35 protein-coding genes are annotated in these 21667 nt (G+C 70.4%); 2 read left to right on the top strand and 33 right to left on the bottom strand.

Translation table 11 applies throughout. The features are described from left to right. Positions 1 to 34 precede the first annotated feature (34 nt). The 11 genes from ACFY2B_RS18655 to ACFY2B_RS18605 form a co-directional block, all read right to left on the bottom strand. On the bottom strand, positions 35 to 247 hold the full coding sequence (locus ACFY2B_RS18655; protein WP_390764198.1) for a hypothetical protein: 213 nt from the start codon (positions 245 to 247) through the stop codon (positions 35 to 37). Then, positions 244 to 729, bottom strand: coding sequence for a hypothetical protein (locus ACFY2B_RS18650; protein ID WP_390764197.1), 486 nt, complete (start codon positions 727 to 729; stop codon positions 244 to 246). Before ACFY2B_RS18650 ends, ACFY2B_RS18655 begins: the two co-directional genes overlap by 4 nt. 3 nt (positions 730 to 732) lie before the next feature. Next, positions 733 to 1224 (bottom strand): phage tail tube protein, encoded by a 492-nt coding sequence (locus ACFY2B_RS18645; RefSeq protein ID WP_390764196.1) that lies wholly within the window; start codon positions 1222 to 1224, stop codon positions 733 to 735. 13 nt (positions 1225 to 1237) lie between these two features. Further along, entirely contained in the window at positions 1238 to 1672 is a 435-nt protein-coding gene (locus ACFY2B_RS18640; protein WP_390764195.1) for a minor capsid protein, read from the bottom strand. Next, a complete protein-coding gene (locus ACFY2B_RS18635; protein ID WP_390764194.1) occupies positions 1669 to 2016 on the bottom strand; it encodes a hypothetical protein in 348 nt (115 codons plus the stop codon). The genes ACFY2B_RS18640 and ACFY2B_RS18635 overlap by 4 nt, the downstream gene beginning before the upstream one ends. Then, entirely contained in the window at positions 2013 to 2330 is a 318-nt protein-coding gene (locus tag ACFY2B_RS18630; RefSeq protein WP_390764193.1) for a hypothetical protein, read from the bottom strand. The genes ACFY2B_RS18635 and ACFY2B_RS18630 overlap by 4 nt, the downstream gene beginning before the upstream one ends. Then, positions 2327 to 2716, bottom strand: coding sequence for a hypothetical protein (locus tag ACFY2B_RS18625; RefSeq protein WP_390764192.1), 390 nt, complete (start codon positions 2714 to 2716; stop codon positions 2327 to 2329). Before ACFY2B_RS18625 ends, ACFY2B_RS18630 begins: the two co-directional genes overlap by 4 nt. Before the next feature lie 156 nt (positions 2717 to 2872). Then, positions 2873 to 3730 carry a N4-gp56 family major capsid protein gene (locus tag ACFY2B_RS18620; RefSeq protein WP_390764191.1) on the bottom strand — a complete coding sequence of 286 codons (858 nt, stop codon included), beginning with the start codon at positions 3728 to 3730 and terminating at the stop codon, positions 2873 to 2875. Positions 3731 to 3797: 67 nt separating this feature from the next. Next, the gene (locus tag ACFY2B_RS18615) at positions 3798 to 4478 is read right to left on the bottom strand and encodes a hypothetical protein (protein WP_390764190.1); all 681 of its coding nucleotides are present in this window, start codon (positions 4476 to 4478) and stop codon (positions 3798 to 3800) included. A 117-nt stretch (positions 4479 to 4595) separates the two neighbouring features. Continuing rightward, entirely contained in the window at positions 4596 to 4763 is a 168-nt protein-coding gene (locus ACFY2B_RS18610) for an Rmf/CrpP fold protein (protein ID WP_390764189.1), read from the bottom strand. An 11-nt stretch (positions 4764 to 4774) separates the two neighbouring features. Beyond that, positions 4775 to 6991 carry a phage minor capsid protein gene (locus ACFY2B_RS18605; protein ID WP_390764188.1) on the bottom strand — a complete coding sequence of 739 codons (2217 nt, stop codon included), beginning with the start codon at positions 6989 to 6991 and terminating at the stop codon, positions 4775 to 4777. 89 nt (positions 6992 to 7080) lie between these two features. Here ACFY2B_RS18605 and ACFY2B_RS18600 point away from each other — a divergent pair, with 89 nt between their 5' ends. Further along, positions 7081 to 7779, top strand: coding sequence for a hypothetical protein (locus ACFY2B_RS18600; RefSeq protein ID WP_390764187.1), 699 nt, complete (start codon positions 7081 to 7083; stop codon positions 7777 to 7779). Here the strand turns inward: ACFY2B_RS18600 and ACFY2B_RS18595 are convergent. From ACFY2B_RS18595 to ACFY2B_RS18505, 19 genes are all read right to left on the bottom strand, one after another. Continuing rightward, positions 7776 to 9197, bottom strand: coding sequence for a phage capsid protein (locus ACFY2B_RS18595; protein WP_390764186.1), 1422 nt, complete (start codon positions 9195 to 9197; stop codon positions 7776 to 7778). The genes ACFY2B_RS18600 and ACFY2B_RS18595 overlap by 4 nt on opposite strands. A gap of 43 nt (positions 9198 to 9240) precedes the next feature. After that, the gene (locus tag ACFY2B_RS18590) at positions 9241 to 9444 is read right to left on the bottom strand and encodes a hypothetical protein (RefSeq protein WP_390764185.1); all 204 of its coding nucleotides are present in this window, start codon (positions 9442 to 9444) and stop codon (positions 9241 to 9243) included. 13 nt (positions 9445 to 9457) lie between these two features. Further along, complete coding sequence (locus ACFY2B_RS18585; protein ID WP_390764184.1) at positions 9458 to 10723, bottom strand: PBSX family phage terminase large subunit; 1266 nt, start codon at positions 10721 to 10723, stop codon at positions 9458 to 9460. Next, positions 10713 to 11255 carry a helix-turn-helix domain-containing protein gene (locus ACFY2B_RS18580; RefSeq protein ID WP_390764183.1) on the bottom strand — a complete coding sequence of 181 codons (543 nt, stop codon included), beginning with the start codon at positions 11253 to 11255 and terminating at the stop codon, positions 10713 to 10715. Before ACFY2B_RS18580 ends, ACFY2B_RS18585 begins: the two co-directional genes overlap by 11 nt. Positions 11256 to 11332: 77 nt before the next feature. After that, a complete protein-coding gene (locus ACFY2B_RS18575; protein WP_390764182.1) occupies positions 11333 to 11734 on the bottom strand; it encodes a hypothetical protein in 402 nt (133 codons plus the stop codon). Between the two features lie 256 nt (positions 11735 to 11990). Beyond that, a complete protein-coding gene (locus tag ACFY2B_RS18570) occupies positions 11991 to 12353 on the bottom strand; it encodes a hypothetical protein (protein ID WP_390764181.1) in 363 nt (120 codons plus the stop codon). Positions 12354 to 12431: 78 nt separating this feature from the next. Then, complete coding sequence (locus ACFY2B_RS18565; protein ID WP_390764180.1) at positions 12432 to 12980, bottom strand: hypothetical protein; 549 nt, start codon at positions 12978 to 12980, stop codon at positions 12432 to 12434. 53 nt (positions 12981 to 13033) lie between these two features. Then, a complete protein-coding gene (locus tag ACFY2B_RS18560) occupies positions 13034 to 13492 on the bottom strand; it encodes a hypothetical protein (protein WP_390764179.1) in 459 nt (152 codons plus the stop codon). A 395-nt stretch (positions 13493 to 13887) separates the two neighbouring features. Beyond that, positions 13888 to 14760, bottom strand: coding sequence for a hypothetical protein (locus ACFY2B_RS18555; protein ID WP_390764178.1), 873 nt, complete (start codon positions 14758 to 14760; stop codon positions 13888 to 13890). Positions 14761 to 14818: 58 nt separating this feature from the next. Beyond that, complete coding sequence (locus ACFY2B_RS18550; RefSeq protein ID WP_390764177.1) at positions 14819 to 15574, bottom strand: hypothetical protein; 756 nt, start codon at positions 15572 to 15574, stop codon at positions 14819 to 14821. 11 nt (positions 15575 to 15585) lie between these two features. Continuing rightward, positions 15586 to 15942 carry a hypothetical protein gene (locus tag ACFY2B_RS18545; RefSeq protein WP_390764176.1) on the bottom strand — a complete coding sequence of 119 codons (357 nt, stop codon included), beginning with the start codon at positions 15940 to 15942 and terminating at the stop codon, positions 15586 to 15588. Continuing rightward, complete coding sequence (locus ACFY2B_RS18540; RefSeq protein WP_390764175.1) at positions 15942 to 16097, bottom strand: hypothetical protein; 156 nt, start codon at positions 16095 to 16097, stop codon at positions 15942 to 15944. The genes ACFY2B_RS18545 and ACFY2B_RS18540 overlap by 1 nt, the downstream gene beginning before the upstream one ends. A gap of 29 nt (positions 16098 to 16126) precedes the next feature. Further along, positions 16127 to 17056 carry a hypothetical protein gene (locus ACFY2B_RS18535; protein WP_390764174.1) on the bottom strand — a complete coding sequence of 310 codons (930 nt, stop codon included), beginning with the start codon at positions 17054 to 17056 and terminating at the stop codon, positions 16127 to 16129. 41 nt (positions 17057 to 17097) lie between these two features. After that, positions 17098 to 17370, bottom strand: a complete 273-nt coding sequence (locus ACFY2B_RS18530) for a hypothetical protein (protein WP_390764173.1) — start codon at positions 17368 to 17370, stop codon at positions 17098 to 17100. A 79-nt stretch (positions 17371 to 17449) separates the two neighbouring features. Next, positions 17450 to 17953, bottom strand: coding sequence for a single-stranded DNA-binding protein (locus ACFY2B_RS18525; protein WP_390764172.1), 504 nt, complete (start codon positions 17951 to 17953; stop codon positions 17450 to 17452). Then, positions 17953 to 18441 carry an HNH endonuclease signature motif containing protein gene (locus ACFY2B_RS18520; RefSeq protein ID WP_390764171.1) on the bottom strand — a complete coding sequence of 163 codons (489 nt, stop codon included), beginning with the start codon at positions 18439 to 18441 and terminating at the stop codon, positions 17953 to 17955. The genes ACFY2B_RS18525 and ACFY2B_RS18520 overlap by 1 nt, the downstream gene beginning before the upstream one ends. Positions 18442 to 18599: 158 nt before the next feature. Further along, a complete protein-coding gene (locus ACFY2B_RS18515; protein WP_390764170.1) occupies positions 18600 to 18773 on the bottom strand; it encodes a hypothetical protein in 174 nt (57 codons plus the stop codon). Next, positions 18770 to 19453 carry a cell surface glycoprotein gene (locus ACFY2B_RS18510; protein WP_390764169.1) on the bottom strand — a complete coding sequence of 228 codons (684 nt, stop codon included), beginning with the start codon at positions 19451 to 19453 and terminating at the stop codon, positions 18770 to 18772. Before ACFY2B_RS18510 ends, ACFY2B_RS18515 begins: the two co-directional genes overlap by 4 nt. Before the next feature lie 5 nt (positions 19454 to 19458). Continuing rightward, complete coding sequence (locus ACFY2B_RS18505; protein WP_390764168.1) at positions 19459 to 19884, bottom strand: hypothetical protein; 426 nt, start codon at positions 19882 to 19884, stop codon at positions 19459 to 19461. A gap of 207 nt (positions 19885 to 20091) precedes the next feature. On the opposite strand from ACFY2B_RS18505, the gene ACFY2B_RS18500 reads away from it, so the two are divergent. Beyond that, a complete protein-coding gene (locus tag ACFY2B_RS18500) occupies positions 20092 to 20355 on the top strand; it encodes a hypothetical protein (RefSeq protein WP_390764167.1) in 264 nt (87 codons plus the stop codon). Between the two features lie 118 nt (positions 20356 to 20473). Here ACFY2B_RS18500 and ACFY2B_RS18495 read toward each other — a convergent pair whose 3' ends face one another. From ACFY2B_RS18495 to ACFY2B_RS18485, 3 genes are read right to left on the bottom strand one after another with little or no spacing between them, the layout of a single operon-like run. Beyond that, entirely contained in the window at positions 20474 to 20680 is a 207-nt protein-coding gene (locus ACFY2B_RS18495; RefSeq protein ID WP_390764166.1) for an aromatic ring-opening dioxygenase LigA, read from the bottom strand. After that, positions 20677 to 21264 (bottom strand): hypothetical protein, encoded by a 588-nt coding sequence (locus ACFY2B_RS18490; protein WP_390764165.1) that lies wholly within the window; start codon positions 21262 to 21264, stop codon positions 20677 to 20679. The genes ACFY2B_RS18495 and ACFY2B_RS18490 overlap by 4 nt, the downstream gene beginning before the upstream one ends. Further along, positions 21261 to 21638, bottom strand: coding sequence for a hypothetical protein (locus ACFY2B_RS18485; RefSeq protein ID WP_390764164.1), 378 nt, complete (start codon positions 21636 to 21638; stop codon positions 21261 to 21263). The genes ACFY2B_RS18490 and ACFY2B_RS18485 overlap by 4 nt, the downstream gene beginning before the upstream one ends. Between the last annotated feature and the right edge of the window lie 29 nt (positions 21639 to 21667).

Here is a 21667-nt window from a genome sequence, read left to right as displayed (position 1 = left end):
GCCTCCTCTCGGGTAGGCCGCGCGCGGCGCGGGGTCACGTACGCCCGGTTGCCTTGGACGGCTCGGACGGGGGAAGCAACAGGCGGTTGATGCGGGAATCAGCTGAGAGCAGGCCCAGGATGCGCACGCGCAGCCATCGCCACGTACGCACGTCGAGCAGGCCCGGAGCGCCGACGTCCACGCCGTACACCTCGTGCAGGTCGGCCTCAATGAGCGGCCACTCGGCGAGCAACTGCGCCCACGTCACGTGCGGCGCGCGTTGCTGCCCCGTCCGTCGCGGTTGCCCTGGCGGCGGGTCGTAGAACTCGTGGAGCCCCGAGACCGGGTCGATGTCGCCATGCCCGATGAGGCCCGGCGGGCTGCCCGGTTCGGGGCCACGCGGTTTGGGTCGCCGCCGCTGTTCCAATACAGCTCGGCACGGTCCTTGTCCTGGACGATCCACACCATGGCCGTCACTGCGCAGTGCTTGAGCATCGGCCACGACACGCCATCGGCGACCATCTCAGCGTGAGCCGTGCCGAGGACGTCGCGGTACATGTCCCGCTCGGCGGCGTCGGCCAGTGCCTCGTTGTTGACGTTGCCTCCGTCGGCGGCGACCGCGGCGGCCTGCATGATGGCCTGCACGCGCAGACCGGTCGCGGCCGAGGGCGGCGGGACGGCGTACGTCTTGCCGTTGACGGGGAGTGACAGGGTCTCGTCGAGTAGTTCCCCGAGTGCCTGAAACGCCACGGATCAGCCTCCGGTCGGCGCGAGCGGGTTGGTGATCTTCGTCCGCTTGCCCTTGCCGGTCAGTGTGACCGTGACCGAATCGAGGTCGTCGGTGGCGGTGCCGTCCTGCTCCCACGTCACCAGGGCGTACCCCTCGTACGCCTCGTCGCGGCCGTCGCGGTCGTACCAGCGGACATGCACCTTGGCACCGTCGCCGAACTGCTCGGCGGCCATCCTGAGTGCTTCCTGAGCGGCGTTGAATGCCTTGGTGTCCGGATGGCACCGGTGCAACATGGTCAGCTCGATGGACCATGCGAGCTGGGTGACCGTGTTGTCGGCCCATCCCTCGTCGTCGTAGGTCGTGTTGTCCTGCTGGGTGGGGTCGACCTTCGGCGCGAAGTCGTTGATGCCGGGCAGCCACGACCACGTGACGGTGCCGGTGCCGGTGTCGACGTCCACGCGGTACCGGCGGGCGAGCGCGGTCTCTGTCTCCGCCGGCGGGATGGGGGTCGTCATGGGTGTGCTCCTCCTATTCGAGGCGGTCAGATGCGGGCCGTTGGGCGCGCACGGTGTAGTTGCTGGTGCGCTCGAAACGGCCTACGGCGTCGGCCCCCATCGAGGCCGAGTTGTCGCGCGTGACGAGCTGGACGTAAGCGCTGCCGAACTGGCGGTCGCGTAGGCCGTGCAGCGCGGTGAATGCGGCCTCGTCGAGGTCGGCCACGTCGCGCGGGTCGGTGCCGGCGCGGGTGCGTACCTGCACGCTTACGGCGCAGTCGGTGAGGGCGGGCGCGTCGGTGGTGTCGTAGGCAGTCAGGACGACGGCGCGGTCTGGACTCTCCGGCATCGCCGTGTCCGTGATGGCGGTCTCGCTGCTGGTGTAGGCGCCGGTAGGCCGGTAGGTGGCCACGCCGGTGGCAGCAAGTTCACGGGCCAGTCCGTCGACCAGGTCACGGAGGAACGTCACGGGATCGCCCTCCGGACCTGCGCGGCGATGATGTCCGTGATGGTGCCGTTCTCCTCGTGCAACGGCCGTTCGAGGTACTTCGCGGTGCGGCCGTTGTCGTGCCGGTACGTCAGTTCCTCGTGCTGGCGGACGGCGTACGGCGAGTCGTACGACACGACGGCCGTAAGGGTGCCCTCGTCGACGGTGGCGACCCCGGAGCGTTCGAGAGTGCCCTCTTCCATCGGGACACGCTGCCGGGACACCTCCAACAGATGCTCGGCACCGAGGCGTACGCCCCGTACGGCGGCGGCCCGTATGGCGGCAAGAGCGGCGTTCCCGTTCCATCGGATCTCGGCACGGCTCACTCGCAATACACCTCCGTCGATTCCGGGACGGGGAGGCCCGGCGCGGTGTGGCTGGCGATGGTGAGTACCCGCGTGACCCGCCCGTGGGGGAGGGTCACGCGGGACCCGACGGGGCAAACGAGGTCCGGCCCGGCGTAGATCTGGGCGGTGGAGACGACGACGGCCCCCGTGGGGTCGCGTACCTGCTTTACGGTCTCGGCGACCAGGGCCGAGGCGGCGGCGGGCTCGCCGTAGACAGGCCCGTACGCCCCGCTGCCGCGGTACGGCTCGACGGTGATCGTGTGGCGCAGTAGCCACGCGGGCAGTGCGGTCACCAGATCACCTCAAGCAGTCCGGCCCGCCGTAGGGCGCGCGCGGCGCGCGGGGCGAGGTCGAGCCCTTCGGGTCCGGCGGGGGCGTCACGGCGGCCGGACAGGGCGACCGGGCCGAGGGTCACGGAATCCCATCGCCCTGCGGCGCCGGTGCCGGTGTCGCCGGTCTCTTGCTGGTATTCGACCTGCGCGCATGTGGCGTCGCGTAGTGCGTCATGCACGCACGCCTCGACCGGCATGCCGTCGGCGTCGGTGCAGTAGACGGCCGTCAGTAGGGCGTCTTCGATGTCCTGCGACGCGCGGGTGAGCAGGCGGGCGATGTCGGCCGGCGGGGTGGCCTGGCCGGTCCACGCGATGTAGTCGGCGCTCGTGGCGTAGACGCGGCCCATGGCTCATTCCCCCTTTGTGGTCTTGGAGCGGGAACGCCCCGCAGGCTTCTCGGCCTGCGTGGCGTTGGTGGTGTTCGGCGCCCTGTCGGCGTCGCGGCGGTGTCGGCGCAGCAGCATGAGGCGCCCTCCCTTCCTGGGTGGTGGCCGGGCGTCCGGTCAGGTGGTGGCGAGGGTTCCGACGCAAACGCCGCGGTCGTTGAGGCGCTTCACCGCGTAGTGAAGCGTGGTCGTGACGACAGTCGAGCGGGCGAGGATGTCGCGGTCGGACTCGACCAGCGGGCGCCGCTTGTAGAGCAGGCCGAGGGCCTGGTTCTTCATCAGCAGGAACTTGCCCGCGGCGATCCGGTTCGTGATGAACACGGGCACGCCGCCGATCCGGCCGATGCTGCCCGCGACGGCGGCCGACGGGCCGTTGCCCAGCTTGGACGCGTCGACGAACTGCGAGTCACCGAGGGCATCGGCGTACTGAGCGCTGTTGATGAACAGGCCGGCGAACTGGTCGGGCTCCCACTCGTCGCCGAACTTCGCGATGGCCGGCACCATCGCGTCCAGCCACGTGAACTTCGTCTTCCCCGTGGCGGTGGTGAAGCTGTAGGGGGTGCCTCCGCCCTGCGCGGTCTCGTCGGCCTGGGCCTGGGCGATCAGGGCGGCGTCGACCTTGCGGGCGGCGAGGATGCCGAACTGGCGGCGGGCTTCGGCCTCGGGGTCGCCGAGGCTGGTCAGCTTGGCCTTGTCGGTGATCTCGACGGCCTTACCGGCTTCCTTGATCGTGGCCGTGGCGTCGCTGGTGGACATGGCGACGGGGGTCATGGCGGTGGTCTCGGTGAGGTCGTCGAGGTCGCCGAGGGTGCCCCACTTCGGGAAGTGGATGGTGTCTCCGGGCGCACCCTCAAGGGTGTTGTCCTCGACGACGGCGGCCGATCCGGCGACGCGTACCTGTCCGATGAACTGGGCCTGTGCCATGTCGCCCCATACCTCGGGGACGATGACGACTGCGGACGTGGTCTGAGCCATGGCGGCTACTCACTTTCTCCGGCGCGGTGGCCGGGCGTTGGGGTGCCCGGCATAGGGCCGGGCGGGGTCAGCCGGCGAGGCGCCGGTATGTGTCGGGGGCGGTCTGGTACAACTCGGCGCGCGCCGCGTAGTCCATGGCGGCGAACTGCTGCGGGGTGATGTCGGCCGAGGTGGGCGTGCTGAACTCGACTCCGCCGCGGCCGGGGTTGAATCCGCCGGCGGCGAGGTGCGGCTGAGCCGTCACGGCGGCCTGGATTGCCGCGGTGACGGCGGCCTGGTCGGCGGGGTCGACGGCGGCGAGGGCGCGCATGGCCGAGCTGCTGTCGAGCAGGCGGGCGATGTCGGCGCCGGCGGCGGGGGCGGTGGCGATCACTGCCGTCTGAACGGCGAGGGTCCGGGCGGCGCCCTGTCCGTCTGTGACGGCCTGCTGTGCCCACCGAGGGAGGCGGGACACGTCGCCCTCGGCCGCGGACTGGGGCGCGGGCTCGGCGGGCACCGTGGTGCCCTGGGCGCGGGTGCGCCACTGGGCGGCCTCGGCACGGGTGTTGCCGATGAGCTGTTGGGCCCACTCGGGCAGGCTCGCAACGTTCTGCGGCTCATCCGTCGGCGCCGGGGTGGGATTCGGCGGCGCGACTGGGGCGGGCGGCGCGGGCGTGGCCGGTGCCGCCAGGGCTACCGGTGCGGCGGGCGCAGCGGGGGTCGAGGGCGTTGCCGGGGCGGCGGGCGCGGACGGGGTGGACTCGGACATGACGGGGCCTCCTGGGCCGTAGTCGGGGGCGGCGCGCGCCTGGCGCTCCGCGTCTCAAAGGCAAAGCAAAAGGGCCCGCTCCTGGCGGGCCCTTCCGGGGTGGTGCTGGTGTGGCTGCTACGCGTCGTCGGCCTGGTCGGCGAGGGGCGGCGCGGTCTGCGTGTATCCCTTGATCCATGCCGTGCGCAGCACGTCGCGGTACGGGCAGACAGTCGCGGGGTCGCCTCGGCGCCCGGCCTCGGTCCCCTCGATCACGGCTCGTGCGATGTCCTCGCGCGTGCCCATGTCGCCTCCCTCTACCGCCTGTTCTGGTGGTCAGATTCGCTCTTGCGGGCGCCGGCCGCCCAACGCTGCTCATGGCCGGTCACCTGCTCGATGAACTCGGCCTGTGTGAGTCGGCCGTGTTCGGCCCACCACTGTTTTAGCTCGTCCGACGCGCGCGCGTACGCAATATGGGCGGGACCGCTGAACAGGGTTGCGGGGTTGTGTCGGGCGGCCTGGGCTTTCTTGTTGAGCAGGAAGCCGTTACAGGCGTCTTCGGCGGCGAGGTACTGCCGGTACAGGTACTCGTCGTACATGCGGCGGGCCTCGGCGCGGGTGATCTGCGGTACCTCGCCTGCGGCCATGGCGGCATCACGCTCGGACTGGCGGGCGATCTCCTCGGCCAACTCGGCGGCAAACTGGGCGTCGTCGGCGAGGGCGCCCCATCCGTCCGGGTCCGGTGCGGGACTCATGGCCTCGGCGAGGGCGTCGCGGTCGGCCAGCATGTCGGCGACCGCATCGCCTGTCGCGGCCGGCTGCGGTAGTTCGATGGCGTCGCGGCGGTCCATCTCCGCGGCGATTCGCAAGACCTCGTCGGGCTCGGCGTACTGCATCGCCCATCCGAGGGTGTCATCTCCGACGCTAGCGAGGTCGTCTGCAAGGCGACCGCCGGGGAACGTGCGGGCGAGCAGGTCGCGGCGGTGCGCCTCGGCGGCGAGCTGGGCGACGTTGTCTGTGCCGTGCGCGATGGCCTCGCGTACCCGTCCGGCGAGCTGGTCGTCAGACAGGTTGACCAGGTCGCCGCGGACGCCGGGCAGGCGGGCAGCGACGTCGCGGCGGTCCATCTCGGCGGCGATCCGCAGCGTGTCGCGGTCGTCGACGTGGCCGAGTAGGCGGCCCAACTCGTCGTCACTGAATCCGGTGAGGTCATCGGCCAGAGTGCGGCCGTCGGGCTTGGCGCGGTCGAGTAGGGCGGCGGTGTCGCGGCGGTCGGCCTCGGCCTCGATCCGGGCCCGGTCCTGCGGGGTGAGGTCGCCGTGCCGCAAGGCGGCGGCCAGCTCGTCGTCGGTCATCTCACGCGGGGTGAGCTGGTCGCCGGATCGGATACGGGCGGCCTGCTGCGCCTCGTCGGGGATCGGGCGGCGCGGTGCCGGGAGGTTGCTCGCCCCAGGCTGTTCGCGGGAACGCAACCGCCGTAGGTCCGGGTGCGCGGCGAGGTGGTCGCGCATGGCGGCCTGGTGCTGCCGAACCTTGGCGCGCGCGGCCGTCTTCGCCTCCGGGGTGACGGCGGCGGCCTCACGGTTCTTCCACTTCCTGATGTTCCGCTCGATGGCGCGCTGTCGCTGTCCGGCCTCGTATCCGGCGGGATCGGACTCGGCGGGCTCCACGCGGGTGATTCCGGGTGTGTACGCGGACACACCGTGTCGGCAGTTGGGGTGCTGGAGTCCGGCGCGGCGGGCCTCGTCGAGGCTGCCCGCAACGTCCACGCGGACCATGCGGCCGTCCTCGGTGGCGTGCTCTACCTGGAGGGTCCGCGCCCCGTTGCCGGTGAGAGACAACACCTTGCGCTCCCACGGACGGCACAGGGGGCACTCGCGGGGCGCGTCGGACACGATGACCAGATCAACGCCGGCGTCGGTGAGGGTCCGGGCGTGCGCCTCGGACGCGGCCCGCCCAACGGACGTACGTACGGCCATCTCCGCGTAGCTCGTGAGTTGCCAGCGACGGCCCGCGCGGTCGGTGAACGACCGGATACCGCGGTCGGCGAAACGGGCCATGGCGTCCTGTGTGGCTTGGCGGCGGGTGCCGGTGCCGAGTAGGGGTGTGGCGGTCACCTCGGCGACGACGGCGCGGTATCCGTCGTCGACGGCCCGCAGGATCGACCGGTGCCGGTCTGTGAGCAGGTTGACGGTTTCCTCGGCGAGGCGGTCGACGGCTTGCGCGTTCGGGGTGACGTCGTCGACCAGTCGGCGCGCAGCGTCGGACAGGGCTCCAAGCTCGGCGACCGCGGCGCGGTGCCCCGTGTTGTACGCCTCCGCTACCGAGCCGAACACGTCCAACGTGACAGCCTTGCCCAACTCGTCGACGACGGCCTGTGCGCTGCGCCTGAGCGCCTGCACAGCGGCGAGTTTGCGCTCAGCCCACCCGGGCGCGTCAAGGCCATCGGCAAGCTGCCGGGCGATGATGCCCAACAGACGTTGCTCGGCTGACGCGTACAGATTGCGAGTCCGCTCCGCAGCAGGTTCAACCATGCCGGGGTGAATTGGCATTGCTGCTACCTCCCCAGCTGCGATCAGATACCGTTGGTCGGTGGTCACTCGGTGAGGGAACGAGGCTAGTTATGGGTAGCAGCATTGCGTGGCGACGCGATAACGAAATTACGCAAACTGTGGAATATAAAATCCACCTCCAAGCGGGGCCGCTTTCTGGCCTGATTATGTCCATCAGTGCCACAGATGACCACTTGGCGAATCGGTATATCGACGCCATTCGGGGAGGGGGCGCGTTCGAGGTTTTTGACGAGGCTCAATTACCCGCAGAGTTCGAGATTCGTAGCGGCATATTCCAAGACCGCGGCGGCATGCATGGTAACTACATCGCTACTCGGTATTCGGAAGTGCTGGCGACCCATCTGGTCCAAACCGGTCGATTGTTCGACAGTGCGGCCGCTTTCGATGAGATTCGTATTTTTCTTATCGGCGGCCAGCCGCGTGTTCCCCAATTCGGATCTCCCCCCCGTGGCTGGTTCAATCTATCCGCAGTAATGGCGCAAGCGGTGGGGACCCTTGTGGCTATTGGTAAAGGTGGAGGGGGTGTGTCATTGCTGCTTTGTTACGCTGGTGGCGTTGTCCTAGTCCGCTTTATCGATCCGATGGCCGCTGAGGCGGGGCGAGCACTTGCCGAAGGTATTGGTGTTGCTATTCGTCGAGCTTTTGGGCTGAACGAGACTCCGCAACTCGGAGTACAAATTGAGGAGACTGCTATTGAATCATCGGCATCGGAGTCTGGTCAGCGGGAGCTGGAGGATGGAAATAGTTAGCGACCCACGGGGAACGTGCCGACCGGATCGGGTGCAGCGGCGCCGGTCTCGGCGAGGATCGCCCGAACCTCGGTCTGCACGGCTGCGTCGTCCCACTCGGGGTGCAACACCTTCACCTTCGTCGCGGTCGATACGGCTCCGGCACGGTTGAGCAGGTCGAGCGTCGTCGCAGTCGACTGCTGCGACTCGGCCACGCCGGGTCCGAACTCGACCGACGGGCGCTCGGGCGTGATCCTGCTGCCGAACAGGCTCCGGTCGAGCTGAAGCTGTACGTAAAGCTGCTCGGTCAATCCGTATCGCCAGTAGCCGGCTTTCTTCCCGCGCGTGACCACGCTCCGTCGGTCGCGGCTGTCGGATTCGGTGGCGGTGATCGGCTGCCCGCCTCCGTCTAGGCCGAAGCTCTGCGCGGAATATCCGGCGGACTCGGCGGCCTGCCGAACGATAGATTCGGCCGTGGCCTGATGTTCGGCAACGCGGATGCCGAACTGGGCGAGCGTGATCGATCCACCGGCCTCGGTCGGCGGAATCTTCAGCGCGGCGTACACCTCGCGGTCATCGTCGAACGTCGCGCCGGCTCCGGGCCCGTTGTCCCGTAGGTAGCCGTCGGGCACGATCAGCCGGGCGCGGGCGAGGCGGATGTCACGCATCCAAGAGGTCCATGTCTCGTCGAGCGCATCAAACAGGTCGTACAACGGCGAGGCGTAGTCGCTTCGGCCGATCGGCGCCGCGCGGTGCAGACGGTTAGGCAGCATGTTGGGCACGTAGGACGCGGTCAGTTCGCGTATTCCGGTGGCGATGGACTGTCCGTCGGGTCCGAGGCTCGCCCGGAGTTCGGCGGTGTCGGGGTGCTCGGTGAGCGGGACGGCGCGGCCGATGGTGTCGTGGGTGCCTTGGTACAGGGCGTGCACGATGCGGCCGGGCTCGTGCCGCTCGATGTGCCGGAACACAACGTCGCTACGGCCGGTGTGCAGCTCGCGCCAGAAGTTGACGGCTCGGAGCATGCCGAACCGGAATTCGGGAAGGGCGGCATCCGGCTGCATGACGGTGATCAGGGGATACGGGGCTATCGCCTCATCCCAAGTGGTACGCAGGAACACTCCGGACAGGGCGGCAGCCTGCTCGGCGGCGCCGAGGAACGTCTGTTGCCCGCGGTCGAGGTCGAGCAGGTCGTCAAGACGCTGCTGTGTGGCAGTGTCCGTGACCTTGATCGACGGCATGTCCGCGAACAGGAGATCGGCGCTTGTCGAGGCGATGTCGCCCGGGAGAGGCACGTGAAGGCGATGGTCGCGGTGGTGCTGGCGGTGCTCGGCTGAGTGGCGTCCCCACAGCCGGAACCGGCGCTCGCGTACTGGGGCCTGCCGGTAGACGTGGGTGAGGCGGCGCGCGTCGCCTGCGTACCAAGCGTCGTCGACGCGCATGCGCCGGTAGTGCTCGGCCCACTCGGGCGGCGGCCACGGAGTGTTATCTGAGGGGAGGGGCATCGGTGTTCACCTCCTCATTGGGTACGTGGTCGAGTGCGTCGGCGGCGGCGCGGAGCAGGTCGGAGAGGGCGCCATGTACGGTCTCGCCGGGTTCGAGGGTGAGCTGTCCTACCTCGGCGGTGTAGTCGCCGACGGTGAGGCTTATTGGCAGCGTGAGCGGGGGGACAGACGGCGTGTGTGCCATGGGGCGGGCCTCCTTACGCGGCGAGGGTGAGCAGGTGGCGCCACTCGTGGGCAGTCGAGTGGACGACGTAGCGCAGTGCGTCCACGCTGTGATCGTTGACCTTGATGGGCTTGTCCTCGCCCTGCGCGGCGGCTTTCTCGTCCCACACGTAGCCGGGTAGCTCGTCGAGCAGGCCCGTGCATGAGCGGTGGATGCGGAGCAGGCCGGCGGCGAGCAGGGATGCCACGTCGCGGATGCCGTCGCCTACATCGTTGTTCGCCCTGGTGAGGTTGGGGAATCCGTCCTCGTACGCCTGCCGAATGAAGCTCGCGGCCGAGGGATCGACGAACGACCAGACGGGGGTGACCCCCCGCGGCGCGGTTGAGATTGCACGCGGCGGCCGGTAGTCGGCGAGCCACGCGCGGATCGCGGCACTGTACTGCGCGTCGGTCATCTGGCGTTGCGCCTGGCGGGAGTCGTGCCGCCACTCGGCGCACGCGTACAGGCGGCCGTCGGCTCCCTCGCCGAGCAGGATCACGGACGTGGCGTTCACGGTGCCGTAGTCCATGCCGATCCAGTACCGGCGCATCTCCGGTAGCTCGTCAACGACGTGCGTTGCCTCGTCGTACGCCTCGTAGATGGCGCCCTCGGCCATCACCCACAAGCCCTGAACGTTCCGCTTGTAGAACAGGCCCCGGTGCGTGGCCTTCGTGCGGGCCTTGTACGCCTCGGACAATCCGGGGTTGTCGTCCATGACGAAGTGCCAGGAACGCAACCTCGTCTCGCGCGGTCGGAGTAGGTACTCCTTGCGTAGCCAGTGCTGCGGGTTGTCGGGGTTCGTGGTTCCGAAGATCTTCGAGCCGTCGACGGAGCATCGTGCGTTCAGCTGGTCGTAGAACGACTTCGGCAGGGTGGTGATCTCGTCGACGTACGCGCCGGCGCACGTCAGACCGCGGACCTTCGGTTCGGCTTGGGCGTCGTTGGCGCCGAGTGCGTGAACGGTGACGCCGAGGACGTTCGCGGTCGGTGCCCCGCTCGTGTAATGGATATCCCGGGTGAGGCTGCCGAAGATTGACGGGTCGGTGAGCGGTCCGAACACGTTCCGGGCGAGGCTGTCGCGGGTGCGACCGACCATGACCAATTCGCCGGTGGCGGGCCGGTTGCTCACGAAGTCCAGCCACCGGAGCAGGCTCGCAATGGTCTTCCCGGAGCGCACGGAGCCGTCCCATACGTTCTGGAACGCGCGGGCCTCCATGATGCTGTCGACCTGCTTCGGCGACAGGGCGAGGCTACTCGGCATCGTCGACGGCCCCCGGATCGTCGGGCTCCGGGGGCGGTCCGTCGTTCCGGGCGGCGTAGTCGCGGGCGAGGCCGGCCATGAGGTCGCCGATGACGCTCCGGGACTCGGCGGCTCCGTCGTCCTTCGGCGGAACCAGCTTCAGCGACCGGTCAACGGCGGTGGCGATCGTCGACATGATGGCGCGTCGGTCGGCCGGTATCGGCTCGGGCGCGGTCTTCTCGGCGTACTTGTGATCCTTGCCGCCCCACTCCCAATACAGGGTGGGCGCGTGCAGTTTGTCGGCCTCACGTTCGGCGATGTCCTGTAGCCGTTCGGCGAACGCTGCGCGGCGCGCCCCGAGGTCGGCTTTGCGTACGGCGGTGGCGGCCTCGACTTCGGCGGCCCGGTCGAACGTGAGGCCAAGCTCGGCGGCGATCTTCGAGACGGTCGAGGGGCTGCGCTTGATGGCGCGGGCGATGTCGTTGCGGCTCGTGCCCTGGGCGTGCAGCCGGCGGACGGCGGCGCGGTCCTTGGCGTCGATGGGGCGGCCCATGGTGGGTCACCTCCTCGGCGGGGCAAGCAAGACGCCCCACTGCTACGGGGGCGCGGTGGGGCGTCGTCAGTGTGGTGTTACGCGGTCTTGCAGAACGGCGCCAGTGCGGCGTTGATCTGCTTGGCCTCGTCGGTGGTCACCTGGTGCGAGCTGCTGCTGAATCGGGCCTGTGCGCTGCTGTCGGCCTTGCCTCCGCCGTTGATCACTGAGCATTGGTTGCGGGCGTTGTCGATGGCCTTGTCAGGGTCGGAAACGAGCGCAGCGTTCACCTTGCGGAGTCCGGTGAGCAGGTCGGTTCGGGCCTGGCCGGTGGGTTTGGCGGGGATGCCTGCCGCGGCAAGGGCGTCGGATACGGCCTTGGTCGCGGTGGCGGTCGCCTTTGCTGGCTTGGTGCTGGCGGTGTCGTCGCTGCTGCATGCGGTGAGTGCTGCGAGGGCGGCGGCGGTGGCGAGTGCTGCGGCGGTGGCGCGGTGCTTCACGGTGGTTCCCCCCACGGGTCTACGCGAGTGCGTCGTGTGTGGGACGCGTGAGGGGAGTGTGATGGTTGCGCAGGGAACGCGAACGCCCCGCCGGGGGGATTTCGGCAGGGCGTTCGGTCGGCTCCCGTTTCCGGGCACGCCGGAGACGGGTCAAGAGTAGATCACGGAATGGTCACGGCGCAACGTGTGCGCGGACCAGCGGACGTCCGGTCGGACAGATGCGCCCCACTCGTCGGACGAGCGGGGCGCGTGTCAGCTACGGGCGCAGGATGCGCGGAGCGGGCGGCGCGGGAATGCGGCGGCCAATGGGGCGGCCTGTCGGACGCGGACGCGTGGAGGCGTCATACGCGCTGGCGGGGGCGTCGGACGGGGTCCGCTGCTGCTGCAACTGGTAGGCGAGTAGGCGGGGCGCGGTGCCCTCGGGGACAACGCCATTGGCCCATGCGGTGCGGTGAATGTCGGCGGCCTGTCGGACGGCGGCGCGGATGGCGTCGGACAGGTTGGCGCCGGTGGACATGAGGACGGCGAGGTCGGCGGCGAGGCCGTCGTCTACGCGGATGCTGGGGCGGGCGCCAGCCTTCGGCGGGGTGGACTGCTGGGTACGCTTGGTGTTGCTCATGGTGGGGGTTGCTCCCATCGTGGGTAGTCGGCCCGCCCGGTGGTGACGTCACCGTGTGCGGGCCGCATTGTTGTCCGGCTACTGCTGGTCGGCAGTGCGGGTGCTGATCCGGTACTCGTCGACGGGCGGCGCCTCGCCGGTGACATCGGATGTGGCCTCGGCCGCGGTCTTGCGAAGCTGCCGGTAGACGTAGGACTCGGTCACGCCGAGGTCGTCGGCGATGGACGGTACGGGCTGGCCCTGGTCGCGGGCGCTCTGGATGAGCCGCGGTGTGATGGCGGCGGCGGCTTCGGCGGCGAGGCGGATGTCTCGCACGTCTCGCAAGCTAAGGACGTCGGTTGCGAGCAGGCCGAGGAAATCGGCCAACCCCTCGGCGTCGCCCTGCTTGTGCCGGGCGTAGTCATCGGCGATGTTCCGCACGTGCTCGAACGGGTCGCGGTCCTCATCGAGGTCGACGCCGGCGCCGTGACGGTCGCGCTCGAACCGTTCGAGTTCGGCAAGCATTGCGGCGCGAAGTTGGGCGCTGGCGTTCGACGGCTCGGCACTGCCCGCTTTCCTGTCGGCGGCCATGCGTGCGTTGTGGGCCATGGCGGAGGCTGCGACTTCGCCGAACTGTTGGTGGGTCATGGCGTTCTCTCTATGTGGTGCGGGCCCGCCCCGGTCGAGGCAGGTTGACGGGGCTACGCGAAGAGGGCGCCCTGTTCGGCGTCGAGCGGGAACAGGGCAGGCGCCTCGGCGGTGGTGCGTGCGCCGATCCACTCGCCTCGCCACGTGCCGTCGGTGGCCTCGGCCTCGGTGACCAGGGTGGCGGCTTGCTGCGCTTCGGTCTCGGCGGCGGTGAGGTTGGCGGCGAGCGTTGTTGTGGCGTGCCCGGCGCGGTTGAGCCACGTACGGGCGGCGCGGCACTCGGCGGCGGTGTGCAGGTCGCGGTTCGTGAGGATGGCCTCGGCGAACGCGCTGATGAACTGGAGTACGGCGGTGGATCGGGGCGTGATCACGAGGGTGCGGCCTCGTCCGCGGTGGCCGTCGTCGAGGGTGGCACGCGCGTCGGGCGCGGCCGGGTCGGCGGCGGCGGGGCCGATGGTGAGGTCGGTGCGGGCGAGGTGGTCGGCGAGGGCTCCGGGGACGGTGACTCGCATGGGGGTTGCTCCCTTGTGGTCGGGCCGGGTGACGTCCGGCGAGCCTTAGTGTACCAAGTTCTGAACTTAGTCCACATCAAGGGTTCTATCAATTGCCTGCACACGTCGGTAAGTTGGATGGGTCTTCATCTCGATTGGGGGGAGGGGACGGCGGCGCCGCGGATGGCGGAACGGCCGCTGTCCCCCACACAAAAGAGGAGGAGACATGGCCGACCAACCGTCGACCAAGCGGGCAAAGGTCTTTCGGGAACTTGCTACGCGTATAGCGGTGGCCCTGAGCGTTCGCGCTCTCTGGGCTGTCATCGTGGAGCTTGTTCGCCCCGACGATCTTTGACCAAACGGCGCGCGGGTACCCCCCCTTCCCGCGCGCCGTGCTTACGCCTCTCGCCTGCCCGTTACGCCTGCTGCTCCTCGGTTCGCTTCCGGGTGGCCTCGATCGCCACCCACAACCCGACCAGATCGGCGCCCCGCCATGTGCGCCGACCGTGGTCGAGGGCCACGGACGCCCCGCAGTGCTCGCCGGTCGAGCAGGTGACGTACGGCTCTCCTCCGGGCCGGGTGGCTCCGGTGAGCTGGCCTCGGCACCACGGGCAAGGGGCGTCGAGGGTGGTCGTCCGGCTGTCACGCTGTAGGGCCCGCTCGATGATGCCGCGGGCGCGGCGGGCGACCTGGGCGAGGTCGTCGAGGGCGAGCGTCGGCAGGGGAGCGAACAGGTCGCCGGTGTCCTCGGCGAGGGCACGGCCTTCGAGCCACACGGCGGCCCAGTGCAAGCCGTATGCGCGGGATCCGGCCGAGGCGGCGTTGCCGGGGCCGATGTCGCGGACGGTGGGCAGGTGCCATCGGCGCGGGTCGTCGCGGTCGGCGGCATCCTCGGCCCACCGTACAAGCGTGGCCGTGGGCGTCGGGCGGCCGACCAGATGGCGGCGTACGGGGCGCTGCACGGTGGCGGCGATGGCATCGCACGCGGTGAACAGGGCGTGCTCAGTCGACAGGGCGGCGTCGAGGGCGTCGAGGTTGAGCGGGGCGGGGTGCTCGCGGAGTGTGAGCGGCATGCGGCCGATGCGGGAGTCGGCCGGATCGTCGTCGGTGTGGTCGTCGTCGGCGGCGAGCTGGTCGAGGAATCCGCGGCACTCGCGCGGCGGCCACTCGGCGGCTGGGGGCCGTTCGATGGCGGCGAGCAGGTCGCCCCACTGTTCGCGTATCGCGGTGAGGTCGGCGGCGATGCGGGCGGCGACGGGGGACGGGGCGGTGTCGAGGGCGGTCGGCATGGCGTGCTGCTCCTGGTCGGGCGAGGGCGCCTCGCGGTGTGGCGGGGCGTCGTGGCGGTCACGGGCGGGCGGGCTCGGTGCCGTCGTCGGTGTGGGCTTCGATTACTGCGTACAGCTCTCTGCCGATGAGTCCCTTGCGGTGAAGGCTGGCGGCGTCCCGTATGCGGGTGAGGGCGGTCTCTGCGGCCTTGGCGCGGTTGGCTTCGGCGGCGTGGCGGCGCTGCGCGTCGTCGCGGTCGGTCTCGGCCTTCAAGGCGCGCTGGTGCATGTCGTTATAAACCGTCCAGTGGACCGGGTAGCCGTAGCCGTCGACGGCCTCGGTTTGCTCGGCGTCGTGCAGCTTGGCGGCGATGCGGTCGCGGTCCTGCTCGATCTCCTGCGCCTTGGCTTTCCAGTGGTCGCCGCGGCGACCGAGCTTGGCGGCGCGCTCCTCGGCATCCCATGCGCGGGTGCCGGCGGCCTCGGCGAACCGCTCGCAATGGTCGACACGGGCGAGCGCGTCGCGCAGCTGGTCGACAACGGCGGCGCTTCCCTCTCCGTATACGGTCCGGTACATGCGCAACTGCTCCTCGGCGTCGAGGGCGCGCTGTTCCATCTCGCGTATGGCCTCGTCGGCGGCCTCGCGGTGGCGGCCGAGGGCGGCCGTGGTCTCGCCGAGGCTGCGGCGGGTCTGGTCGTACACGCGCTGCTCCTCGCGTACCTGCTCGGTCAACAGGGCGGCCTCGGTGACGGTGAGGCGTCCGCGGAGTGCGCGGGTGAGTAGGTGGTCGAGCAGGGTGCGGCGGTCGCGGCGACGCTGTGCGGTCGGCTTCACGGGGTCGGCTCCTAGCTGAGGTCGGGAACACAGATCCAGCCGGGCCCGGCAAGATCGGGGAGAGTGCCGTATCCGAGGGCGTCGACTGCCACGGCGAGTTGGCGATTCCACTCGGCGAGCTGTTCGGCCGTCACGGTCTCGGGCGTGACGTGCTTGTACGTGCCGAGGTCGACCTCATCGCACTGGGTTGTGAGGAACAGGCGGTCGGCGTCGTAGTTGCCCGCGGACAGGTATCCGACGTCGGGGCACTGCTCCTTGAGCGTGCGCAGCTTCTCGTCGATGCGGTCGTTCTCGGCCCACGTGTGGACGTCGTTCGGGAGCGGGATGTGGACGCCGTACGCGAAGTAGGTGGAGTAGTACATGCCCATCAGCCGTCGTGCTCCTGGTCGTCGAGGGTGAGTTGGCCGGCGCCCGGTGTGCGGATGCCGTGGGCGAGGGCGGCGGCGTTGGTGCGGGCGTCCTCGGTGGGGCGTTCGCGGCGGCGGCAGACGGGGCCGAGGCCGTCGACGCTGGGGTGCGTCAACGGCCGTCGGCATCGTCGGCAGGTACGGGTCACTGCTGCGCGTCGGCGTACAGCTCGCGGGCGTAGTCGTAGCCCGACCAGTTGTCGACGCCGGCCGCGTTGAGGGCGTCGAGCCATGCGGTGCGCTGCTCCAGCTCGGCCACGCGGGCGCGGAGCTGCGTGACCTCGGCGGCCCCGTCTTTGTCGGGGAACTCGGCGTCGAGGGCGGCCACGTCGGCGGCAGCGTTGGCCAGCTCGGCGGCGGTAAACGGCTGCGCCTCGGCCACCTGACGCAGCTTGTCGAGGGCGGCCTGATCGTCGTCGGTGAATCCGTCGCGGTAGGACATCTCCTCGGCGGCTTGGTCGAGGGCGAACGTGAGGAACTGGCGGTCGGCGGCCGTGAGGACGACGGCCGGCGGGCACGGCGCGGCCTGCTCGGCGGCGTCCGGCCATGACCAGTCGCCGGAATCGTGCCCCTGGGCGGTGTCGTGGTTGGGGTCCTCGGTGCACTGGTGCCACGTGCCGTTGGGGTCGGCAAACATCGCCGAGCAGGTCTCGGGGTCGGCCTCGGGCGCGGGCGTAAGTATGCCGACGGTGGCGAGCGCGGCGGCAATGGCCTCGGTGATGAGGCTGGATCCGATGCGGGGCCCGTGCATGCCGAACTCGCCGCGGGCAGCGCGGTAGACGGCCTCGAACTCGTCCTCGGTGAGAACGCGGCGCGCCGTGCCGTCGGCCTGTTCGGTGAGCCCGTACGGGATCGGCTCGTCGCCCTCGGCGCGCGCCTGCTCGTCGAACCGGTCGGCGACCTGACGCAGCGCGTACGCGGCGGCGGCCCGACTCATGCCACGGGAACCGGCCTCGGCGGTGACGTTGTCGGGGTCGGTGTCGTGGGGGCGGATGAGGACGAACGCGAGGGCGTCGCGGCCAGCGAGGACGGCGAGGCGTGCGGCGTGAACGTCGGGGGTGGGCTGCTCGGACATGGCGGGGTGTCTCCTGCGTGCTCGATGGGGCGCGGACGGGGCTACTGCTGCGGGCCGACGTAGCGGGCGTACACGCGGGGCTCGCCCTTGACAGTCCGGGCGGCGGCCTCGAACGATCCGGCCGGCGCGTACGCGGCGAGCCGGCCCGCGCGGATTGCCCCGGCGAGACTCGCCGACGATGCCGAGTTCTTCGCGGTGGTCACGTGTGCCCACTCGCCGGGGTGGGCGCGCAACTGCTCGGCGGCGCGCGCGTGCTTTCCGGGGCGGCGACCGGGGGCGGATTTGGGAAGGGGGCCGAACGTGATCGGGTTCATGGTGGGGTGTCTCCTGCGTGGCTGGGTCGGGGTGATCGCGCGCGCGGTCGGCGCGGCGTCCGGTCGTGTGGTGGTCGCGTCAGAACGGGGGTTCGGCGTTGTAGCCGTGCTGCTGGGTGTTGGTGGCCCATGGGTCGTCGGCGGGCTGCTGCTGGCCGTATCCGCCGTGGCCCTGCTGCGCGCCGTATCCGCTCTGCTGCTGGGGCTGCTGGCTGTTGCGGCTGTTGCGGGTGACGGTGGCGGTGGCGTTCTTGAGGCTCGCGGCGACGTCTTCGGCTTCGATCTCGTAAACGGTCCGCTTGACGCCGTTCCCGTCCTCGTAGCTGCGCTGCTTGAGGGCGCCGACGACGGTGGCGCGGTCTCCGCGTTTGAGGGATTCGGCGACGTTCTCGCCGAGTTTCCGCCATGCGGTGACGGTGAGGAACAGGGAGTCTCCGTCGCGCCATTCGTTGGTGCTCTTGTCGAACGTGCGCGGGGTGCTGGCGATGCGGAATTTGGCGACGGCGTGTCCGGCGGGGGTGAATCGCAACTCGGGGTCGTCGACAAGGTTTCCGATGACGGTGATGACGGTTTCGCCGGCCATTACGCGGCTCGCTTCCTGCTGGTGGTGGCGGGGGTGATCTGGTGGATGGTGGCGCCCTGCTTGGTTTTGCGGGCGCGGGCGCATGCGCGGCATGCGCGGGTGCCGTTCTTGCGGCGGCGGGTGTTGACCTCGTCGAACGGGTGGCCGCGGTGGCAGTGGGTTTGTGCGGCGCGGTAGGCGGCGACGTTGCCCGAGGCGAGAACGTTGTCTCGGTGGGTGAGGGCCCGGAGGTGGCTGTCGCGGACGCATCGCCGGTTTCGGCAGTGGTGATCGATGTCGTGTCCGGCCGGTATGGGGCCGTGGGATTGCTCGTATGCGTAGTGGTAGGCGCGGCGGTTGCGACCGTCGATCCAGAAGCGGGCGTAACCGTCCTGGTCGGTGCTGCCGGTCCATTCGTGGCAACGGCCGATGACTCCGCGGATGAGCGGGATGGGCCCGTTGGGGTTGATGAAGCGCGCAAAGCGTTCGGCGGCTGTTGGCCTCGGCATGGCGCGTGTCCCTTCGGGCTGAGCGCTCAGGGGCGCTCGCGATGCTGTCGGTGGTGCCAATCAATCTCCATTCGTGAATGAGTGGCGATCGATTGCGAGTGAACGATAGTCGGTTGGGGGCGGCGATGCGGATTCCGGTTGCTGCCCCGGTTGGGGTGCTACGCGGCGCGCTGCGGGACGTTCTCGGGTCGGTGCGTGACCAGGTCCCATCCGGCGTCTTCGAGCGCGTGTGCGACGCGTTGGGCGGTCGTATCGGGGCGCTGCAACAGTTCGGCCACGTGGGCGTCTTCGAGGGTGGCGCGGATGACGGCGACGGCAGCAGGGGCGATCACGGCCGGGCTCCGGTGGTGTGGTGGGCGGTGGTGGCGTCGTCGAGGCGGGATGGGTGGGCGGTGGCGCGGGGCGCACGGCGGGCGGTGCGGCATGGCTGTCCGCGGTCGGCGCGGCAGTGCTCGTACGGGCACGGCACGTCGAGCGGGTCGGGGCGGCCGGCGGCGGCGAGTTGTTCGCGCTCTGCCTTGCGGGGCCGGTGGGCGGCGAGGACGGCGGCGACGGTGCGGGGCACGTAGGTGCCGAGGGCGGCGAGGCGGGCGCGGGCCTGCTGCTCGGTCATGCCGGTGGTGAGGGCGGCGCGGGGGGTGGCGACGGTGGCGCCGGTTTCAATGGCGCGGCGCTGGGCGGCGAGGGCGGCGCGGTACGCGGTGTCGTCGTCGGGGTCGACGGCGGGCAGGGGGTCAACGTGGCGGGACAGGATGTCGCGGCGGAAGTCGGCCCACGGGCGGGATACGTCGCTGGGCTTGATCGGGTAGGGGCTGGTGGCGATGTGGTGGCGGACGATCTGCGAGGCGTCCCAGTGGCGGCCTTCGGGGTGTGGTGCGGTGGAGGCGACGTCGGCGAGCAGTTCGGCCCACTGGTCGAGGCGTTCGGCGGCGGCGGCGCGGTCCTGTGGGGCGCGGGTGGGGTCGAGGCGGTCGGTGTAGGCGAGCAGGGCGGCCACGTGCTGACGGTTCATGGGGGTTACTGCTCCTCGGCGAGTAGGTCGGCGTACCAGTCGGCGGCCTGGGCGGCGCGGCCCTTGCGGGGCTGGGTGCGGTCGAGGGGGATCACGTTTCCGCCGGGGCCCGCGGTGGGGGCGGCGGGGACGGTGCCGGCGGTCGGGGCGGGCGGCAGGTTGGTCCAGGCGCGGAGGAAGTACCGCGCGCTGCTGACGCGCTGCCCTCGGGCCTCCTGGCGGGCGGCGAGGGTGACTGCGTGCTCGGCGAGCATGTCGATCCCGGACCGTTTGAGCATGGCGTCGAGGCGGAGCCATTCGCCGGCGGTGAGGTCCCATCCGACGTAGACGCGGGCGGCGGTGATGCGGTCGACGAGGGGGCGGGCGAACGGGGGGATTGGGTCTGTGAGCGATGCGGGCGCGGGCGCTCCCTCACTCACTCCTTCACTCATACAAATGCTTTTAGAGGAAGCCCGCGCGCGCGTAGCACACTTTTCGGGTTCCTCGTCCCACAGTGTTTGTGGTCTGGGATCCGGACCGCTACGGGTGGGGTTTGTGGTCTGGAATCCGGACCGCAAACCGTTTGTGGTCTGAGATCCGGACCGCAACGGCGTCTCGGGGCCGCTTTGTGGTCTGGAATCCGGACCACAACGGGTGTCTTGTGGTCCGGATTCCGGACCACAACGGCTCACGTAGTCGACGGCTCCGGGGATGCGGTACAGGGCGGCGCGGCGGCCCTGGGCGGGCTCGGCCACTTCGAGATCTCCGACTGTGACGGCGTCGGCGAGGGCCTTGACGGCGGTCCCCTTGCCGATGCCTCCGAGACGGCTCATGACCTCGGTGACGCCAAGGCGCGCGGTCGCCTCGGGCCCGGTGGTGAGGGCGGCCACGGCGAGGACGGCGAGGCGCGCGTTACCGCGTGAGCGGGCGTGCTTCCACGCCCAATCGGTCGCGTCGTCGGTCAACGGGGGCTCCTGTCGGGGTGGTGCGCCCGGGGCGAGGGGCGTAGGGCTCGTCCTCGCCCCGGGACGGTGCGAGGTGCTACGCGGGCCGGTGGGTGCGGGGGCGGTGGTTATCGCATCTCCAGCCGGCCGGGTAGAGGCGGGCGGGGGCGCCGCATCGGGGCCGTCCGGCGTCGCACGTGGGCGGCGGCTTCTCTTCGGCCTCGACGGCGAGCTGTCCGGGTACCGGCTCGGGCGGCGGGGTGTCGAGCAGGCGGCGCACCTGGTCGAGACCGACGGCCGTCATGTGAGGGCCTGCCGGGCGCGCTTGGCCTCCTGGTGGCAGGTGCCGCAGTACGGGTGCCCGTTGCGGTCGTAGCGGCGGTGGGTGGCCGTGTCGTGTCCGCGGTTGCACTCGGCGAGATTCGTTGCGGTGCCGACGACGGCGGCGAGCTGCGCGCGCAACCGGGTGCGGCCGGGCTCGTCTTCGACGTGCTCGGGGGCGACGCACCATTCGGGCTGGTCGCACTCCGCGGTGACGTAGCCCTCGGGGTCGCGGCGGTGGGCGGCGCGGAACGCTATCGAGCGGGCGGTGTGCTGCCGCTCGTGGTGCGTGAATACGGGGGTGCCGTTCTGCTTGGTGCGGCGGCCGGTCCATTCGAGGTGTCCGCCCTCGACTGGGCGCGTGTAGGTCATGAACTTCTGCTCGATGGTGAGTGTCGAGCGGTTGGGGGCGGGGCGCTTGGGTGCCGGTCCGATTCCGAGGCTGGCCCTGTAGCGGGCGGCGGTCTGCTTGTCGATACCGAGCATGCGGGCGGCGTCGATGTTGGTCGAGCCGTCGCGCAGCATCGTGGCGAGGCGGTCGACGGTGGCGGGCGCGAGGCTGGTCACCAGGCCACCGCCTTGGCGGCGTGCTCGGCGGCTCCGTTGGCGAGCGTGTCGGCGCCGATGGGCTGTCCGGCCTCGGCGAGTATCGCGAGCAGGTCGGCGGTCGACGGGTCCTCTCCGTCGTCGGCGGCGGCCACGTGGCGGGCGATGGCAGCGCGGGTGTTGTCGAGGGCGGTCTGAACGTCGAGCATGCGGCGGGCGGTAGCGAGCAGGGCGCGGGCCAGGATGCGGCCGGTAGCTCGCGGCGGCGTATCACTCGTGCGGATGGTCTTCGCGGCGAGGGCGGCGGCGTTGGTGACGTCGGCGAACGTTGCTGCGACCGTGTTGTGGGTGTAGGCGGTGAGGTCGGCGTGGTCGGTCGGGTGGATGGGGTCCATGGTTAGTGTCTCCGGTCGAGCGGGCCCGC

Source organism: Streptomyces sp. NPDC001270 (assembly GCF_042896695.1).
In the GTDB taxonomy this organism is placed as follows: Bacteria; Actinomycetota; Actinomycetes; order Streptomycetales; family Streptomycetaceae; genus Streptomyces.
This window is presented reverse-complemented; position numbering and strand designations above follow the sequence as displayed.

Bases quoted from the DNA above. Each gene is read 5' to 3' on its own strand.
- ACFY2B_RS18615 (WP_390764190.1), bottom strand. From the start codon at position 4,478: ATGTCCGAGTCCACCCCGTCCGCGCCCGCCGCCCCGGCAACGCCCTCG.
- ACFY2B_RS18590 (WP_390764185.1), bottom strand. From the start codon at position 9,444: ATGGCACACACGCCGTCTGTCCCCCCGCTCACGCTGCCAATAAGCCTC.
- ACFY2B_RS18585 (WP_390764184.1), bottom strand. From the start codon at position 10,723: ATGCCGAGTAGCCTCGCCCTGTCGCCGAAGCAGGTCGACAGCATCATG.
- ACFY2B_RS18610 (WP_390764189.1), bottom strand. From the start codon at position 4,763: ATGGGCACGCGCGAGGACATCGCACGAGCCGTGATCGAGGGGACCGAG.
- ACFY2B_RS18625 (WP_390764192.1), bottom strand. From the start codon at position 2,716: ATGGGCCGCGTCTACGCCACGAGCGCCGACTACATCGCGTGGACCGGC.
- ACFY2B_RS18485 (WP_390764164.1), bottom strand. From the start codon at position 21,638: ATGGACCCCATCCACCCGACCGACCACGCCGACCTCACCGCCTACACC.
- ACFY2B_RS18555 (WP_390764178.1), bottom strand. From the start codon at position 14,760: ATGCCGACCGCCCTCGACACCGCCCCGTCCCCCGTCGCCGCCCGCATC.
- ACFY2B_RS18530 (WP_390764173.1), bottom strand. From the start codon at position 17,370: ATGAACCCGATCACGTTCGGCCCCCTTCCCAAATCCGCCCCCGGTCGC.
- ACFY2B_RS18505 (WP_390764168.1), bottom strand. From the start codon at position 19,884: ATGAGTGAAGGAGTGAGTGAGGGAGCGCCCGCGCCCGCATCGCTCACA.
- ACFY2B_RS18545 (WP_390764176.1), bottom strand. From the start codon at position 15,942: ATGGGCATGTACTACTCCACCTACTTCGCGTACGGCGTCCACATCCCG.
- ACFY2B_RS18620 (WP_390764191.1), bottom strand. From the start codon at position 3,730: ATGGCTCAGACCACGTCCGCAGTCGTCATCGTCCCCGAGGTATGGGGC.
- ACFY2B_RS18605 (WP_390764188.1), bottom strand. From the start codon at position 6,991: ATGGTTGAACCTGCTGCGGAGCGGACTCGCAATCTGTACGCGTCAGCC.
- ACFY2B_RS18595 (WP_390764186.1), bottom strand. From the start codon at position 9,197: ATGCGCGTCGACGACGCTTGGTACGCAGGCGACGCGCGCCGCCTCACC.
- ACFY2B_RS18510 (WP_390764169.1), bottom strand. From the start codon at position 19,453: ATGAACCGTCAGCACGTGGCCGCCCTGCTCGCCTACACCGACCGCCTC.
- ACFY2B_RS18535 (WP_390764174.1), bottom strand. From the start codon at position 17,056: ATGTCCGAGCAGCCCACCCCCGACGTTCACGCCGCACGCCTCGCCGTC.
- ACFY2B_RS18565 (WP_390764180.1), bottom strand. From the start codon at position 12,980: ATGACCCACCAACAGTTCGGCGAAGTCGCAGCCTCCGCCATGGCCCAC.
- ACFY2B_RS18560 (WP_390764179.1), bottom strand. From the start codon at position 13,492: ATGCGAGTCACCGTCCCCGGAGCCCTCGCCGACCACCTCGCCCGCACC.
- ACFY2B_RS18600 (WP_390764187.1), top strand. From the start codon at position 7,081: ATGGGTAGCAGCATTGCGTGGCGACGCGATAACGAAATTACGCAAACT.
- ACFY2B_RS18520 (WP_390764171.1), bottom strand. From the start codon at position 18,441: ATGCCGAGGCCAACAGCCGCCGAACGCTTTGCGCGCTTCATCAACCCC.
- ACFY2B_RS18645 (WP_390764196.1), bottom strand. From the start codon at position 1,224: ATGACGACCCCCATCCCGCCGGCGGAGACAGAGACCGCGCTCGCCCGC.
- ACFY2B_RS18570 (WP_390764181.1), bottom strand. From the start codon at position 12,353: ATGAGCAACACCAAGCGTACCCAGCAGTCCACCCCGCCGAAGGCTGGC.
- ACFY2B_RS18580 (WP_390764183.1), bottom strand. From the start codon at position 11,255: ATGGGCCGCCCCATCGACGCCAAGGACCGCGCCGCCGTCCGCCGGCTG.
- ACFY2B_RS18495 (WP_390764166.1), bottom strand. From the start codon at position 20,680: ATGACGGCCGTCGGTCTCGACCAGGTGCGCCGCCTGCTCGACACCCCG.
- ACFY2B_RS18525 (WP_390764172.1), bottom strand. From the start codon at position 17,953: ATGGCCGGCGAAACCGTCATCACCGTCATCGGAAACCTTGTCGACGAC.